The 14,690-nt window shown below is 35.8% G+C and carries 6 protein-coding genes; 1 reads left to right on the top strand and 5 read right to left on the bottom strand.

Annotated elements, in window-relative coordinates:
• Nucleotides 1–57: 57 nt before the first annotated feature.
• The 3 genes from GS400_RS01890 to GS400_RS01880 form a co-directional block, all read right to left on the bottom strand.
• Complete coding sequence (locus GS400_RS01890) at nucleotides 58–1,728, bottom strand: NHL repeat-containing protein (RefSeq protein WP_160098562.1); 1,671 nt, start codon at nucleotides 1,726–1,728, stop codon at nucleotides 58–60.
• A gap of 1,480 nt (nucleotides 1,729–3,208) precedes the next feature.
• Entirely contained in the window at nucleotides 3,209–3,607 is a 399-nt protein-coding gene (locus tag GS400_RS01885; protein WP_160098560.1) for a hypothetical protein, read from the bottom strand.
• 15 nt (nucleotides 3,608–3,622) lie between these two features.
• The gene (locus GS400_RS01880) at nucleotides 3,623–10,750 is read right to left on the bottom strand and encodes a DNRLRE domain-containing protein (protein WP_160098558.1); all 7,128 of its coding nucleotides are present in this window, start codon (nucleotides 10,748–10,750) and stop codon (nucleotides 3,623–3,625) included.
• A 489-nt stretch (nucleotides 10,751–11,239) separates the two neighbouring features.
• On the opposite strand from GS400_RS01880, the gene GS400_RS01875 reads away from it, so the two are divergent.
• Nucleotides 11,240–12,451 carry a site-specific integrase gene (locus GS400_RS01875; RefSeq protein ID WP_027447339.1) on the top strand — a complete coding sequence of 404 codons (1,212 nt, stop codon included), beginning with the start codon at nucleotides 11,240–11,242 and terminating at the stop codon, nucleotides 12,449–12,451.
• A gap of 81 nt (nucleotides 12,452–12,532) precedes the next feature.
• Here the strand turns inward: GS400_RS01875 and groL are convergent, their stop codons facing one another.
• A complete protein-coding gene (gene groL / locus GS400_RS01870; RefSeq protein WP_160098556.1) occupies nucleotides 12,533–14,167 on the bottom strand; it encodes a chaperonin GroEL in 1,635 nt (544 codons plus the stop codon).
• 61 nt (nucleotides 14,168–14,228) lie between these two features.
• Entirely contained in the window at nucleotides 14,229–14,513 is a 285-nt protein-coding gene (gene groES / locus GS400_RS01865; protein ID WP_160098554.1) for a co-chaperone GroES, read from the bottom strand.
• Nucleotides 14,514–14,690 lie beyond the last annotated feature (177 nt).

The raw sequence follows: 14,690 nt of genomic DNA, 5'->3' as shown, positions 1-14,690 counted from the left end.
ACTCCTTAATAAAGGTATACAGATAGCCATTTTAGGCTATCTGTATCTAAAAAGAAATTAGTAAATAGGAAGTGGGTCTCCATCATCTGCAATTCTATCATATCTTACTGGTATAAAATCATTCGATGTTTCTAACCAATACCATGTACGGCTATAATCTTGTGCACTTTGGTTTCCGTCTGTAGTAGCTTCTTTAGTATATATTCCATTTGATCCACTATTGACATATAAGAGTGTATGGAATCCACTATCATTTAGCGCATCCATATATTTTAAGTCTGATTTAGTAATATTATGGGTTATTTCATAAAGAGAACTAGTACTGTATTTTTTGTCACTTCTGTACCAAGCTAGTGCAACAAAGCCTGAACAGTCTAGACCAGTAACCGAACTTACTCCATAACCATTTGTATCTACATCGCCTGTTTGGTAGCCATTTTGTTGATAGTAGTTAAAACTATTTCTACTACCTGCACCTATATCATGGGCATCTCCACCTCCCCATTTGTATGGAATACTTTCTAGAGTTGAACCACTAGAGGCATTGCTTACATAGTCAGGAAGTACTGTTCCACTTGCTTGACTTTTGTTAGAACTACTTACTGTCCATGTTTCATTAATCATTGAGTTAGCCCTAGAACCAGCATCACTTCTGTGAAGATAACCATTTTCCCCAGTATTACTTTGTGTTGAAACATCATTATTTGTTTCAGTTTGAGTACTTGAAACTTTGGAGCTACTAACTTTATTAGACATGTCTTTTGTAAAATTATTAATTCTATCATCTAATCTTTTTTCGAAGGTTTTTCCTGGTTTAAGTTCATATAACGTTAAATGATTCTCTTTAGGTGATATAAGATATATCTTGTTATTATCAACTCTAACAAGGTGACGTGGGGCGAAATACATTTCTTCTAACGGAATTCTTACAGCTCCTATTGTTTCCCCTTTTTTATTTGCAACATATACATGTGTTTCGGCCATAATTTTTGGTATATGTGATGCAACCTCAGTTTTAGTATAAATAATACGATTCGGCATAATTGAATTTACGGTTAAACCACCATATGATTCCTCGAAGTTAACTGTAAAATCTCCTATTGTTTCCCCATTATTAAATGTAATTTTCCCTTTATTTTCGTTAATTTTTTCCTCAACATTCGGAAGGTTAGATTTACCTAATTTATTTCCGGATTTCAGTTCAACTATTATATCTTGTGATTGGTCTACTGTTATTTTATTGTTAATTGTCTTACCCAATCCAGTAGGTATTGTAATTTCTTTAGGTACATCATATGAATTAACTTTTTCTCCATCCTTGTTAATTTCATATACAAACCTTTTCGCTGAATCTAATACATATATCGTTTGATTATCAAGAACTATTAAATCCGATAACCATCGTGCATAGCTCAAGTCGTAAGAGCTGATAAATGACCCGCTTTCATCAAACACGGAAACCTTTTTATTCACATTATCTAGAAAGTATACATTGTTATTTTGGACATAGAAACTTACTACGCCAGTTCCGATTTCCCCTTCGGTTCCGTTTGGTGTAAATCCTAACTGGTCATCTTTAGCCCCATATGCAACATCAAAAACCTTATTAATTTGTTCATAATCGTAGATGGAAGTACGTGATGATTTTTCTGCAAAACTCGTGGTCGGTAATAAACTAATAATCAAAGTTGATAATACTAGATAAATTAACGACTTAAATTTATTCATATAATTCACTCCCATTTTAGTTTTGAACAAGCCTGTTAGGATAATTATAACATTTACAGAGTGCAGTGAACTTGGGAAAGTAACGTTAAATTTCCTTAGAATAATTAGGTTGAAACAGTATTGTTTGCGAAAAAATTTAAAGTTTTTTTCTAGTTGACCCGCTATACTAACTGAACAGAATAGTATATTGTATTCATTCACCTTAAAATTAGAGAACCTACTCAGCTGCCTTCTCATTTGGAGGAATATTCAGCGTTTTAATATCTTTCTTGAACTCTTTCATGGTTCGCCCCATGGTATTTATCGCGTGAATTATGTAAATCATGATGCGATGCATGAAGGCTAGATCAAACACGTTAAAAGGACTGAGAAACCCTTATTCCAGGACTTCGCGACCTTCAAAAATATTTATTTTTCTAATTGAATTTAAAGGTCTCAAATTGTTTATGAGCTTTTTTCAAGTCACCTTTCTGGTACATGGCAATTGGGGTTTCACCTAACAATGTTCACAAATTCCAATAAAATTCAAATATGATGGTTTAAAAAGTATTACAACTACTTTGTGATTGTATTTGGCATTTAATTTATGTATGACATGGCAGTCTGTTTTTTGTATATAAAACAGACCGGAAAATAAAAGTTTTGTATAAAACTTTGCATACTTTCCGGTCTTTCCATTTACTGTTTATTCCAGTTTTGCGCCCGTTTACTGTACACTTGAATTCGAGATAATTAGGATCTTCAGCTAAGCATACGTTAGTTTAAATTAGCATATTAAAAGCCTTATTCTATTTTCATTGTTAGTCAATCATATCATATGAAATATAGTTCCATTTTTAGAAAAGACATCTAATCCTTCACAATTGGAACAATTTATTCTTCGTCTCCAAAGTAATACGGAACACGGTGATTTTCTTCTATATTTACAATTTCAACTTCTCTTCCATTTAAAGTAACTTTATGAACTTCTGGGTCAGTAATGATACCGTAATAAGCAAAAGGTGCTTTTTCCCCTCCACCATTAAATCCAAATTCATCTCATTGTATATCCTCGATTAAACCATTGCCATTGACCATATAACGGAATCACTTGTGAAAGTTCACCTTAGAAACATAATAAAATAACAATGATGGAACACAACGAAAAAGGATGAAGCACCACCAAATTAGAGGTGCATCATCCTTTTTCAAATTCATTCATGTATGATAATACCTCTACTTTTCTTCAAAGCTTTTCCTTATTTATTCGCCACATCTGTCATCCCATTGAGTGCTAAAAAACATGTTATATGAACACACTTTATACTCTTTTCTGCATTTCGACAAAGTTCTCTTAATTTCCTACAAAAAAGGAGATGCCCCCAAAAATATGGAACATCTCTTTATAAAATATGAATTAATATCTCCCACAAATAACTTCAAGTGTGAAATTCCTTAATAGAATGAGCAATATTTTGTTGGAATTTTATTGTTTAATCCACTAGTATATATTTATTTGTGGTGGTGTAGCTGAGATAACTTCTACAATATCATCCTCTGTAATAAATAAATAATGCTCTATAGTCACATCTGCAAATTTCCCACAGCTTTCTTTATTAAACCATTTTATAAATGAAGAGTTAGTTGATTTATAAACAGGCCAAGTAAAAAAATCATTTCCGTATTCTTGTGACCAATAATTGATTGATTTTAACATATCACCTTCATCAGTTACTTTTAATGTTAAAGCTGAATAACCAAAAACAATATCAATTTTTTTTTCATCATAACTTTCAAATTGAATTTTTAACCCGTTCTTATTTTGTAAAAGGCACTCTAGCGATATTTTATTTGGAAAGCCATCAAAAGGTTCCCATTTTTGCCAATGAGATTTTCTCATTATTTCTCCCCCCTGTTAATAGCGGAATTTTATTCTGTCATATTTATGCTTAATAATCTCAATCGTTGGGTCATTACCTGAACTTTTAATGCGTACGTTGATATCTACTGTATTACCATTCATATTTATTTTACCTCTTTTTCCAATTTCTACACCATCTTCTAAAATAGGCTTTACGTTTTTAGGTTTTAATGCTTTAAAGTCTTTTACTGCTTGATTATATCCACCTGACTTCTGAAATATTGTAGATTTTTTTTGTTGAAGAGGTTTAGCACCATCAATTAAATCATCTACGGTTTTAGTATTAAATTTTGTAACATTAGTCAATAAATTAGAGGCTTTATCTTTTAGTTTGTTTACATTCTTAGAAACCCAACTAGTCCCCTTTACAGCACCTCTTTTAATAGTATTACCTATTTCAAAGAGTGGCCAAAACATACTTAATGGGTTATTATCAATCATATTTTGATATTGTTGTTCTACTGAATAAACCGGAATCTGACCACTAGGATCGCTATACATAACTGGGTTATTTAATGAATAAGCAAATACATTATGAGAAAGAATTTTTCCCACTTTCCCTCCATAAGTATCTGCATTTAAAAAGCGCCCCCACTCAGGGTTATAATACCTTGCATTCAGGTAATATAGTCCTGTTTCAGAATCATAACGATAACCACGATAACGGTAGGGATTCTTTTCTCCTACAGTATCAGCTTTGGAGCCTGTGATAGCTTCAATTTTGCCCCACGTATCATATTGATACGTAACTACTCTTGTCCCGGATTCATCTAAGATTCCAATGATATCCCCTTGAGCATTTCGAACGTAGTAGTAGTCCTCACCGTTTAGATTCATGCTGACGAGCGTTCCCGCAGAATCATACGTGAAATAGATCTCGTCCGTTCCGTTGGTTTGATACGTGACTTTATTTCCTTCTAGGCGATACTTGGTCGTTGTCGTTACGCCATTCGACTCTGACTTCTTCTCGGTACGAATGCCGGAATCATTATACTTAAAGGATAGATCGACTCCATTTCCTGTGATGGATTGAAGTTGGTCTCCAAATGTCCAACTATAACTGTAACCATCATAGGACAGTGGATTTCCAATCGAATCGTAAGAAATAGACTTTCCATCAAATTTAGTCAGCTTATCCTGCCAATTGCTATCCCCATACTGATAATCAATGGTTCTATTTGGCAAACCTAAATTAGATCTTGAAGCTGTGGTGTAATCATAGATTTCTTTCGCAAGAATGTTCCCACCATCATCATAATAGTAAATGACAGTTTGGTTTAGCATCTCATTATTTTCACGAGTTAATTCATTAAGTCCGTTATATTCATACGAAACCGTCTGTCCGTTTTTTGTGATGTTGATAATGTTCCCATTCGCGTCATAATTATAAGTTATAGGAGTTCCACCAACATTAAGCGTATCGATTAATGTTGTGGTTGAGGATGCACCATATCCTCCTTGCTTATAGGTGTACGTTGTTTTAAACTCAGCTTTTCCTGTGTCAACAGTTTTTGATGATAAACGACCGATTTGATCATATTTAGAATGAACAGTATTTACTCGACCCTTGTTATGAATCTCTTGGACAGAGGTATTCGATAATACAAGATCAGAGTAAGTGAATTGCTCTAGATGACCATTTAATATGTTCTCACTGTTCTCGTTACTTCCTAACGTTGTTATTCCACCGGAAAAGTCCTTAAAGTCACTTGTACTTCCAGTATAACTTACGTCATTCACAAACAACGTTGTATCAAGTGTTGAACTTGTATTGATCCATTTCACTGTAACAAAATACCATTGGTCCGGTTGGATCGTTTCTGACCCTGTTACGATAGGTGTTATCGTACCAGCTGTATCTTCAGTCGTCACTTTCACCTTATCATCTGAATCCACAATGACATTCAGTTGACCATTGCTGCTATCCTTATTGGATAGAATTGTACGTTTTGTTCCTTGTTCAGACGTTTTAAACCACATTGACATGGATCCAGCATCATCACTAACCCCTAAGTCATACTGAACAGAAGGTTTAGATGTTGTGTTTTTCGTAAATGGTTTTGAGAAAGGACTTTCTTCAAATTGAATATTATCAAATCGAACAATATCATTGTCTTTGACACTTGTACGAACCATGACTTTTATTCTTTTCGTGCCACTCGGAATCGTAAAGGACTCTGAAATTTTCGTCCACTCATGTTCAGGAATGTTCTTCTTGACGATACTATAGGAACCAGAAATCAGGTTTCCAGCAGAATCAAATGCCTGTATAGAGAGTTTCGGCTGGGTACTTCCTATTCTCTTAGCTTGGGCACTTAAAGTAAACACCCTAGAAGAAGTGGTCTCAGATGAAAATACATAGTCTTGATTAGCTACTGAATTAGTCGTACTGCCATCTGTGAGATTATCACCATCCACATTTTCAAGACTTGTTCCACCATCAACACCATCGTTTACAGCACGCCAAACGCCAGTAGAACCATCCCAGTCTGCAGTAGACCAACTACTTAATGACGTTGCCTCTTCAAAGGAAGGGTTATCTAATAAGTTTGTTGTTGTTTCATAAACAGCTAAAACAGACTTTCCATTCGTATCTTTTTCATACGTATCCTCATGACTCTTTGGATTTGTTCCTTTAGAACCTTTTAAGCCTCCATTTAATTGGAAGTATTCCGTATCTTCAAAACCTGGTAAGCGTGTAAAGGAAACATTCTTTTCTCTGTTATCTCTGTCATAACGATAGGATGTTTGATAACTATCATTTGATGACGTTACCTCTGTAAATGCTTCGAGTTGATTATTCTTGCCATACTCGTAGAACTTACTAAACCCATCACTCGTGGTTACACGGCTCAAACGATCCGAAAGATCATAATAGTAATGATAATTACGAACATTTACTAAGTCTTTGTGATAGCCAAGTAATCCAGAACGGTTATAAGAGTACTGATATTGGCTGATTCCATTTAAAGAAAGGTCGGTCACTTGATTATCAGCGTTATATTGATAGCTGATGTTATCAGTAACCCCAACATCTCTTTGATACTCTGTACTTTCTAGCCTCCCAGTATGAATCACATTCCCATTTGCGTCCGTGTATTGTTCATAGTTCTTGGTAACAAGTGTTTGATTACCAACTTTTACGTTGGTTTTATTTCCAAATTGATCATAGGAGAAAGTGTACGTGACATCATCATCGGTTTGAGAATCGACATCAGTATTATGAGCAACTGTTTTAATACGACCATTTTCGTATGTGTACGTATTACTTGAGTTTCCTTTTGTGACATTTGTGATACGGCTGCTATCGTCGTATTGATACGATTTCACATTTCCTTTAGGATCGGTTTCTTGATCTAACTCATCAGCAGACTCATTCCAATTGAACGTATAGGAGTTACCAGTTGGGTTGGCTAAATTTGTTAGATAATGACCACTTTGGCTGTATGAGGTGTATGATCTTTTATAGAGAAAGTCATCACCAACTGTTGACTTTGTTGCATTTCCATTACTGTCGTACTGAAAGGAATACTTCACATTCGTCGCAGATGTTGCACTTTCAAGGTGGTGTTTCGTTTTGCCATCATCATTTGTATCGTCATCATAATCATACTCAAACTTACTACCTTTCGGGTCAACCGACTCAATTAAATCGTTATTTCCATCAAACTTAAATTCTGATTTTTTGTCATTTAAGTCTTTGGTTGACTGGATATTTCCTTCTGAGTCATATTGATAACTTGTACTGAAAGGCTCACGGTACAACTGCAATCCATCGAAGTAAGCTGTGTTTTCATTGTAGTAATACTCCGCATATAATGTCACCGATTGGTAAGCAGCATCCGTGATTACTTTGCCTGAGAGATACTGCCATTGTGGTGAGTCTTGATTAAAGTTTACTCGCTTCCATTGATACGTTCCGTCATTACGTTTAACACCAACTTCTAAAGAGAAACGTCTTCCATCTAACGGTACTGAATCTCCTTTTGCCCAGCCCCCAAATACTAATACATCATCTTTTTCACCTGATACAATAACGGTTTGAGAGATAAACTTCCGTTTATCGTGTTCTCCTTTAACCTGATATACACTTTCATCTAATGGTTCAGGAGGTAAGGGTTCACCTGTATCCTTTAATGATTTCAACTGATCCTCAGTACCATTATGAGTGTTCTCCGTCCAGTATGTTGGAGTACCACTTCCTTTTGATACATCCGTATTTTCTATTAGGTTATAACGGTTTGCCGTATGCCCTTCTTCTATTTGTAGAGCATCGAAATAAGCTACACCGGACTCTTGTATTACACTTGGTCGAACATTAACCGTATTACTAGCAGCATTCTCCGACAATGTAAAGCTCATTTCATATCGTTTCCAACCATTTGTACCATTGATAAATTGACCTTCTTTATCGATCCAGTTCCCATTATCATCTTGGTACGTAGCCACTAATGAAGCACCTTTATTGTTCAGTTCAGTCATATTCTCAGTTTTTATATATCCAGAGAAGGTATAGGTTTTCCCTCTTTCTAGAGTTACAGCTTGAGAATAATAGTGACGTGACGTTTGATTCGTTTTATCAATTTTCAAAGAACGATTTCCAATATAACTAGCTTCAGATGTTAAGCTTAAGTTAGCTGTTGATCCACTCCAGCTAAGTGCATCCCAATTTCCATCTTGTTCAATATTATGATTCATTATATGGTTCATGGATAATCTCTGTAGTTTAGATTGATTTGTTAACTTATTTTTGTTTACACCAGGAGTTTCATTATAATCGAAATACTTTGCATACCCACGATCGTTTTGAATAGAAACAGTGTTTCCATAATCATTGAACTGATAGATGTTTTGCTTATTTCGATAGTCTGTAAATACTGTTTGGTTTTCTTGGTATTCGATGTTCAAATATTTCCCTAATGTTTCACCTGAGGAATCTACGTGCTTTTCTTCAATCTTTTTAACACGATAAGGGCTGGCATTATAATAGGAATAATCCATTTGATAACCATCTGAATTTTTTACAAAATCCAAATTGTTTTGATTATCGTACGTGTAGGTTGCTGTCTTACCATCCGGTGAAGTAATAGTTAGACTATTGCTTGCGTAATCAATAGTGGTTACTTTGTTGTCTTCATCCGTAATGGATTTTAATTGGTTATTTGAGTAGTAATTTAATGTGAACGTATGATTAGTCCCTGCTTGTACTTCGGATAACCTTGAATTACTATAGAACAGCTTAATGGTATTTCCATCAGAATCCTCGATATATTTTAATTTCCCGTTTGAATTAAAGCTAAGTTGATTATCTTTCTTATCTTCAATTACATAACGTTTATCTGTAGATGCAGAGTCAACCGTTAACGTTAAGTTCAAGCCCGTTTCATCTTTGTAGGTATTCGTTGACTCCTTCTTTAAATAGTGCTTTGAACCATTTTCATCTGTATACACATAATAACTTGTGTTATCAATCTCTTGATATTCAACAGTTTGCGTTAAGTTTAAACGCCATCCTGGTCCATACCCTATATACTTCTGTTTATCGTTACTATTGTAGACGTGCTTAATGCTCACTGGCATTCTTTCACTACTGTAGGACATATCATTTCGAATAAATACTAAATTCCCATTGGCATCATTGATATACCCCGTACCAGCTCCCCCAACTCCATGAGCATGGAATGTCCAATAATTCTCTAAACCTGAATTATTCTGATATTGGAATACAGCTTGTGGGCGGATATTTTCATACGTGGATGACGTATCTGATGAAACATAATCTGTATAATTCGCATTCTCATCTTTATTTTTGAGCATCAAACCATTATTATTACTAGAGCTATACCATTCTTGGGCAATTTCTGTGATATCCCAATCGTAGTAATCATCCCCGTCAATCATCTGGTAATCTACAACTGATTCGTTATGTTGTGGTTGATTTGCCCATGTAATGGTATTGGTATCCCAGCTTTCCTTAACCTTATGCACATTTACTTGAGCGCCTGTATTTTTATAGGAATAAGGGAATAAACGGAAATAGGCTGTTGTGATATAGTGACCGGTACTTAATTCTGGTAGGTCAAACTTTATAAATGTACGATTTCGTCCTGACGAAGATCCATATCCCGTTTTATTAATCACACTCGTGATATAATTGGTGTTTGGATAACCTTCTGAAACATGGTTATCATAAATTTTGGTTGAATCTAAGGATGTACTTAATGTTGGGTCAATCGTTACTGGATATTCTCTTGAGCTATCGGATAACCATTCTTGACTTGGTTTAACAGTTAATTGATATTCATGTTTTTTATTTTGAGTTAAATCAACCGATATATCTTTCGATAAAGCTCCCGTAGCATCATACATAAAAGGGGCTTCCATTTCGAATATTTTAGTATTCGGTTGTGTTTCATCAAAGAACATAATTGTATTATCTTCTTTTAGTTTGGCGATTAGGCCTTTTGAGTTTAAAGTAAAGGAAAACTCAGGAGAATCTACAGGTTTTTGTAAAATAATATTTTCTTTTACACTCTCCGGTAATACCTCATAAGATAGATCAATATTTGTGAAAATCCCCTTATAATCAACGATCGATTTAAGGTTCGTGAGGGTTTTCCTACGTTCATTTTTATCTAGACCATCTAATAGTTCCTGATCCTCCGGTCTTACTGAAGCTTTTACATTTAGTGTATTGTTCAATGACCAGGACACTTCGTAGCCATCTTTTTTAATCGTTACTAACTTATTCGCATTTGAATTATTAGCTAAGTGAACTTTATAATCATTTTGTTTGTTTATAAAAACGGTTTTATTGTTTGAATTCATAACTTCTTCTAAAGAGTTATCAATATCTTTCCATTCACCGTTTTCTTTATAGTGAACGGGTTTTTTATATACAGCGGCTTCATAAGTTAAATCTTCTTTTAAAAAGTGTTTAACATTTTTTTCCCGCTTTTCTTTAATCTCACCGACAATATCGGACTTTTGATTTTGGTCCTCCACGGTCGTATCATGTGGCGGCTCTACAATATTGCTTTCTGCCAATACTTGATTTGGTATGTATTGAACTAGTAAAGCCATGATCATAAATAAACTTATGAACTTCCTAAAACTTCTCAAGATGTTTCCTCCTTGTTGTTGTGTTACAAATATTAAAAAGATTACAAGTTATGTAACCTCTCTGATACTATATTGTAAAATGGACCAATTTCTTAATAAATACAAAAATTCTTCATCTGTAGGATTAAATTGGATTTATAATTAAAGTTATCCATTAGAAAAAGAGGTACTGAAAAACCAAGCACCTCTAATTTATTTCTTCAATTGTTAAGAGAATTTAAAGCTTTTGGAAGTATAAATCTTCTTTTTCCTTTACATTATCTCGAATTCAAGTCTTCAACATAATGGCCCTAATCTTGAAATCTTGAATTCAAGATAATAAACCATTTAATCAATAATTAGCTTTCCAAACGGGATGATTTGCGACACAAAAAACCTTTCTCTAATTTTTGTTTTTAGTCATCTTGAATTAGCTAAATGAATTCTTGATATTGTATTTGGCAATAATGTACTTCGAGCAACAAAAAATTTTAGAAAGTGAGGATGCGAATGAAAGGACATTTCTACAGAAGAGGCTGTAAATGCAAAAAGAAAAAATGCACTTGTGGATCAAAGTGGGCTTTCACCATTGATATTGGAATCGATCCAATCACCGGAAAGAGAAAGCAGAAGACAAAGAGTGGTTTTAATACGGAACAGGAAGCTGAAGCTGCTGCTGCCGCTCTAATTCATGAAGTAAACGAAGGAACTTATTTAGAGGAATCTGATAAAACCTTCAGCGAATTTACAATAGAATGGCTTCCCATCTACAGCGATTCTAAAGATGTAAAGCCTGGAACCATTAGAGTCCGTCTTCATGAAATCGGAAAGTTGTTACCCTACTTTGCTCAATTAAAATTAAAAGATATCACACGAAAGATGTATCAAGATGCTCTAAACGATTTAAAGGAACAAGGTTATTCTGATAGTACAAGAGAGGGCATCAACCGAACAGGAAGGATGATTTTTCGGAAGGCTCTAGAACTGGAGCTAATTAAGAAGGACCCTACTGAGTTTGCTTATGTAAAGAAGGATAAGAAAACGATTGAACAGTTAGAAGAGGAGGAAGTTCCAAAGTATCTTGAAAAAGAAGAGCTTGCCTTATTTTTAGAAACAGCCGGAATTCATGGACTCGAGCATGATGACCTGGTGTTTTTGATCCTCGCTTATACCGGAATAAGGGTTGGTGAGTTAGTTGCTCTCAAGTGGAAGGATGTAGACTTCAAAAACCACACGATCAGTATTACCAAGACGTACTACAATCCGAATAATAACGCCTTAGAGTATCAATTACTCCCACCGAAGACCCGAAAATCGAGAAGAAAAATTGTTGTGGATGAAGATGTCATTAATGCTTTGAAGGAGCATAAGAAGGTTCAGAATAAAGTCATTGAACAATTAGGTAATGATTACTATAACCAAGACTTTATCTTTGCAAAGATGGAGCGACAGTTTGGTTATCCTATTGTAATCAAAAACGTTCGAGACCACATGAAAAGGCTCCTTAAAATTGCAGGTCTAAATGAAGATTTAACACCACACAGTTTGAGACACACACATACGTCACTTCTTGCTGAAGCTGGTGTATCGCTTGAACAAATCATGGATCGTCTTGGTCATACGGACGATCAAACAACGAAAAATGTGTACCTCCATGTCACGCAAGAAATGAAAAAAGAAGCTTCCCAAAAGTTCAGCGAACTAATGAGAAGCCTCCGTTAAAAACCTCAATGTTAGCAAAATGTTAGCATTTCACTCTCATCTTACTTAAAAACCCACTCATATCAAGGGTTTGAGCGACTATTACATCATGCCGCCCATTCCGCCCATGCCACCCATGTCAGGCATGCCGCCGCCAGAATTATCATCTTCTGGATGGTCTGCTACAACCGCTTCTGTAGTTAGGAACATTGCCGCTACAGATGCTGCGTTTTGTAGTGCGGAACGTGTAACTTTTGTTGGGTCTACGATACCAGCTTCGATCATATTTACCCATTCGCCAGATGCAGCGTTGAAACCAACGCCTACTTTTTCGCCTTTAAGACGCTCGATGATTACAGATCCTTCTAGACCAGCGTTGTGAGCAATTTGGCGAACTGGCTCTTCTAGTGCACGAAGTAAGATCTTCGCACCAGTAGCCTCGTCATCAGATAGATCAAGTTCAGCTACTTTGTTGTAGATGTTTACTAGTGCTGTACCACCACCAGCTACAATACCTTCTTCTACTGCAGCACGTGTGGAGTTTAATGCGTCTTCGATACGTAGTTTACGTTCTTTAAGCTCAGTTTCCGTAGCTGCACCAACTTTGATAACTGCTACGCCACCTGCTAGCTTAGCAAGACGCTCTTGTAATTTTTCTTTATCAAACTCAGAAGTTGTTTCATCTAAGTGCGTACGGATTTGATTTACGCGGTTGCTGATTTCTTGTGGGTCACCAGCACCTTCAACGATTGTTGTGTTTTCTTTTGTAACCACAACTTTGTTTGCACGACCAAGCTGCTCAAGCGTAGTGTTCTTAAGGTCTAAGCCAAGGTCTTCTGTGATTACCTGACCACCTGTCATTGTAGCGATGTCTTCAAGCATTGCTTTACGACGATCACCGAAACCAGGTGCTTTAACAGATACAGCGTTGAATGTTCCGCGAAGTTTGTTCACAACTAGTGTTGCTAATGCTTCACCTTCAACATCTTCAGAGATCATTAGAAGTGGGCGGCTTTGTTGTACCACTTGCTCAAGAACAGGAAGAACTTCCTGAATGTTTGTGATCTTCTTATCTGTAATTAGGATGTAAGGATTCTCAAGAACCGCTTCCATCTTATCTTGGTCAGAAACCATGTAAGGAGATGCATATCCGCGATCGAACTGCATACCTTCTACAACTTCCATTTCTGTGTTGAAGCCTTTGGATTCTTCAATTGTGATAACGCCGTCGTTACCAACACGTTCCATAGCTTCAGCAATTAGTTGACCTACTTCTTCGTCAGCAGAAGAGATAGATGCAACCTGTGCAATGGATTCTTTGCCTTCGATTGGCTTGGAGATGCTTTTCAGTTCATTAACTGCTACCTCAGTCGCTTTTTCAATACCACGACGAACGCCTACTGGGTTAGCACCAGATGCAACGTTTTTCAGACCTTCTGTAATCATAGCCTGCGCAAGAACCGTTGCAGTAGTTGTACCGTCACCAGCGATTTCGTTTGTTTTAGAAGCAACCTCAGATACAAGCTGTGCACCCATATTTTCGAAATGGTCTTCTAATTCAATTTCTTTCGCAATTGTTACACCATCATTCGTGATCAGTGGAGAACCGTATTTTTTATCTAAAACAACGTTACGTCCTTTTGGTCCAAGTGTTACTTTTACTGTGTCCGCTAGACGGTCAACACCGCGTAGCATGGAACGACGAGCATCTTCACTAAACTTAATATCTTTAGCCATTATGAAACAACCTCCTTAGAGTTATCTATATTGAATAAAACGCACATTTTTAATTATATTTCTAACCAATTACAGCTAGTACATCGTTTTCACGTAAAATTAAGTACTCTGTACCTTCGTATTTTACTTCGGTACCTGCGAATTTCGAGAAGATGATGCGGTCGCCTTCAGAAAGTTCAAGTGCAACCTTTTCTCCGTTTTCTGTTACACGTCCAGAACCTACAGCAACAACTTTTCCTTCTTGAGGCTTTTCTTTAGCAGAATCCGGAAGAACGATACCGCTTGCTGTTTTTTCTTCCTGTTGAACTACCTCAATTACAATACGATCACCTAGTGGCTTTAACAAATCAGACACCCTCCTCAAATTGGTCTTTAATTGGTTTTCAAATCTGATTTATTAGCACTCTCATAACCTGAGTGCTAACACATTTATTATAATAATGAATTCTTCGAAAATATGCAAGCATTTTAAATGCAATTTTCTCATAAATATTTCCTAATTGAAAAGCGGAAGCGACCTGTT

Source organism: Pontibacillus sp. HMF3514, from assembly GCF_009858175.1.
In the GTDB taxonomy this organism is placed as follows: domain Bacteria; phylum Bacillota; class Bacilli; order Bacillales; family BH030062; genus Pontibacillus.
This window is presented reverse-complemented; position numbering and strand designations above follow the sequence as displayed.

Coding starts and splice junctions, on each gene's coding strand:
- GS400_RS01890 (WP_160098562.1), bottom strand. CDS start 1,728: ATGAATAAATTTAAGTCGTTAATTTATCTAGTATTATCAACTTTGATT.
- GS400_RS01885 (WP_160098560.1), bottom strand. CDS start 3,607: ATGAGAAAATCTCATTGGCAAAAATGGGAACCTTTTGATGGCTTTCCA.
- GS400_RS01875 (WP_027447339.1), top strand. CDS start 11,240: ATGAAAGGACATTTCTACAGAAGAGGCTGTAAATGCAAAAAGAAAAAA.
- groL (WP_160098556.1), bottom strand. CDS start 14,167: ATGGCTAAAGATATTAAGTTTAGTGAAGATGCTCGTCGTTCCATGCTA.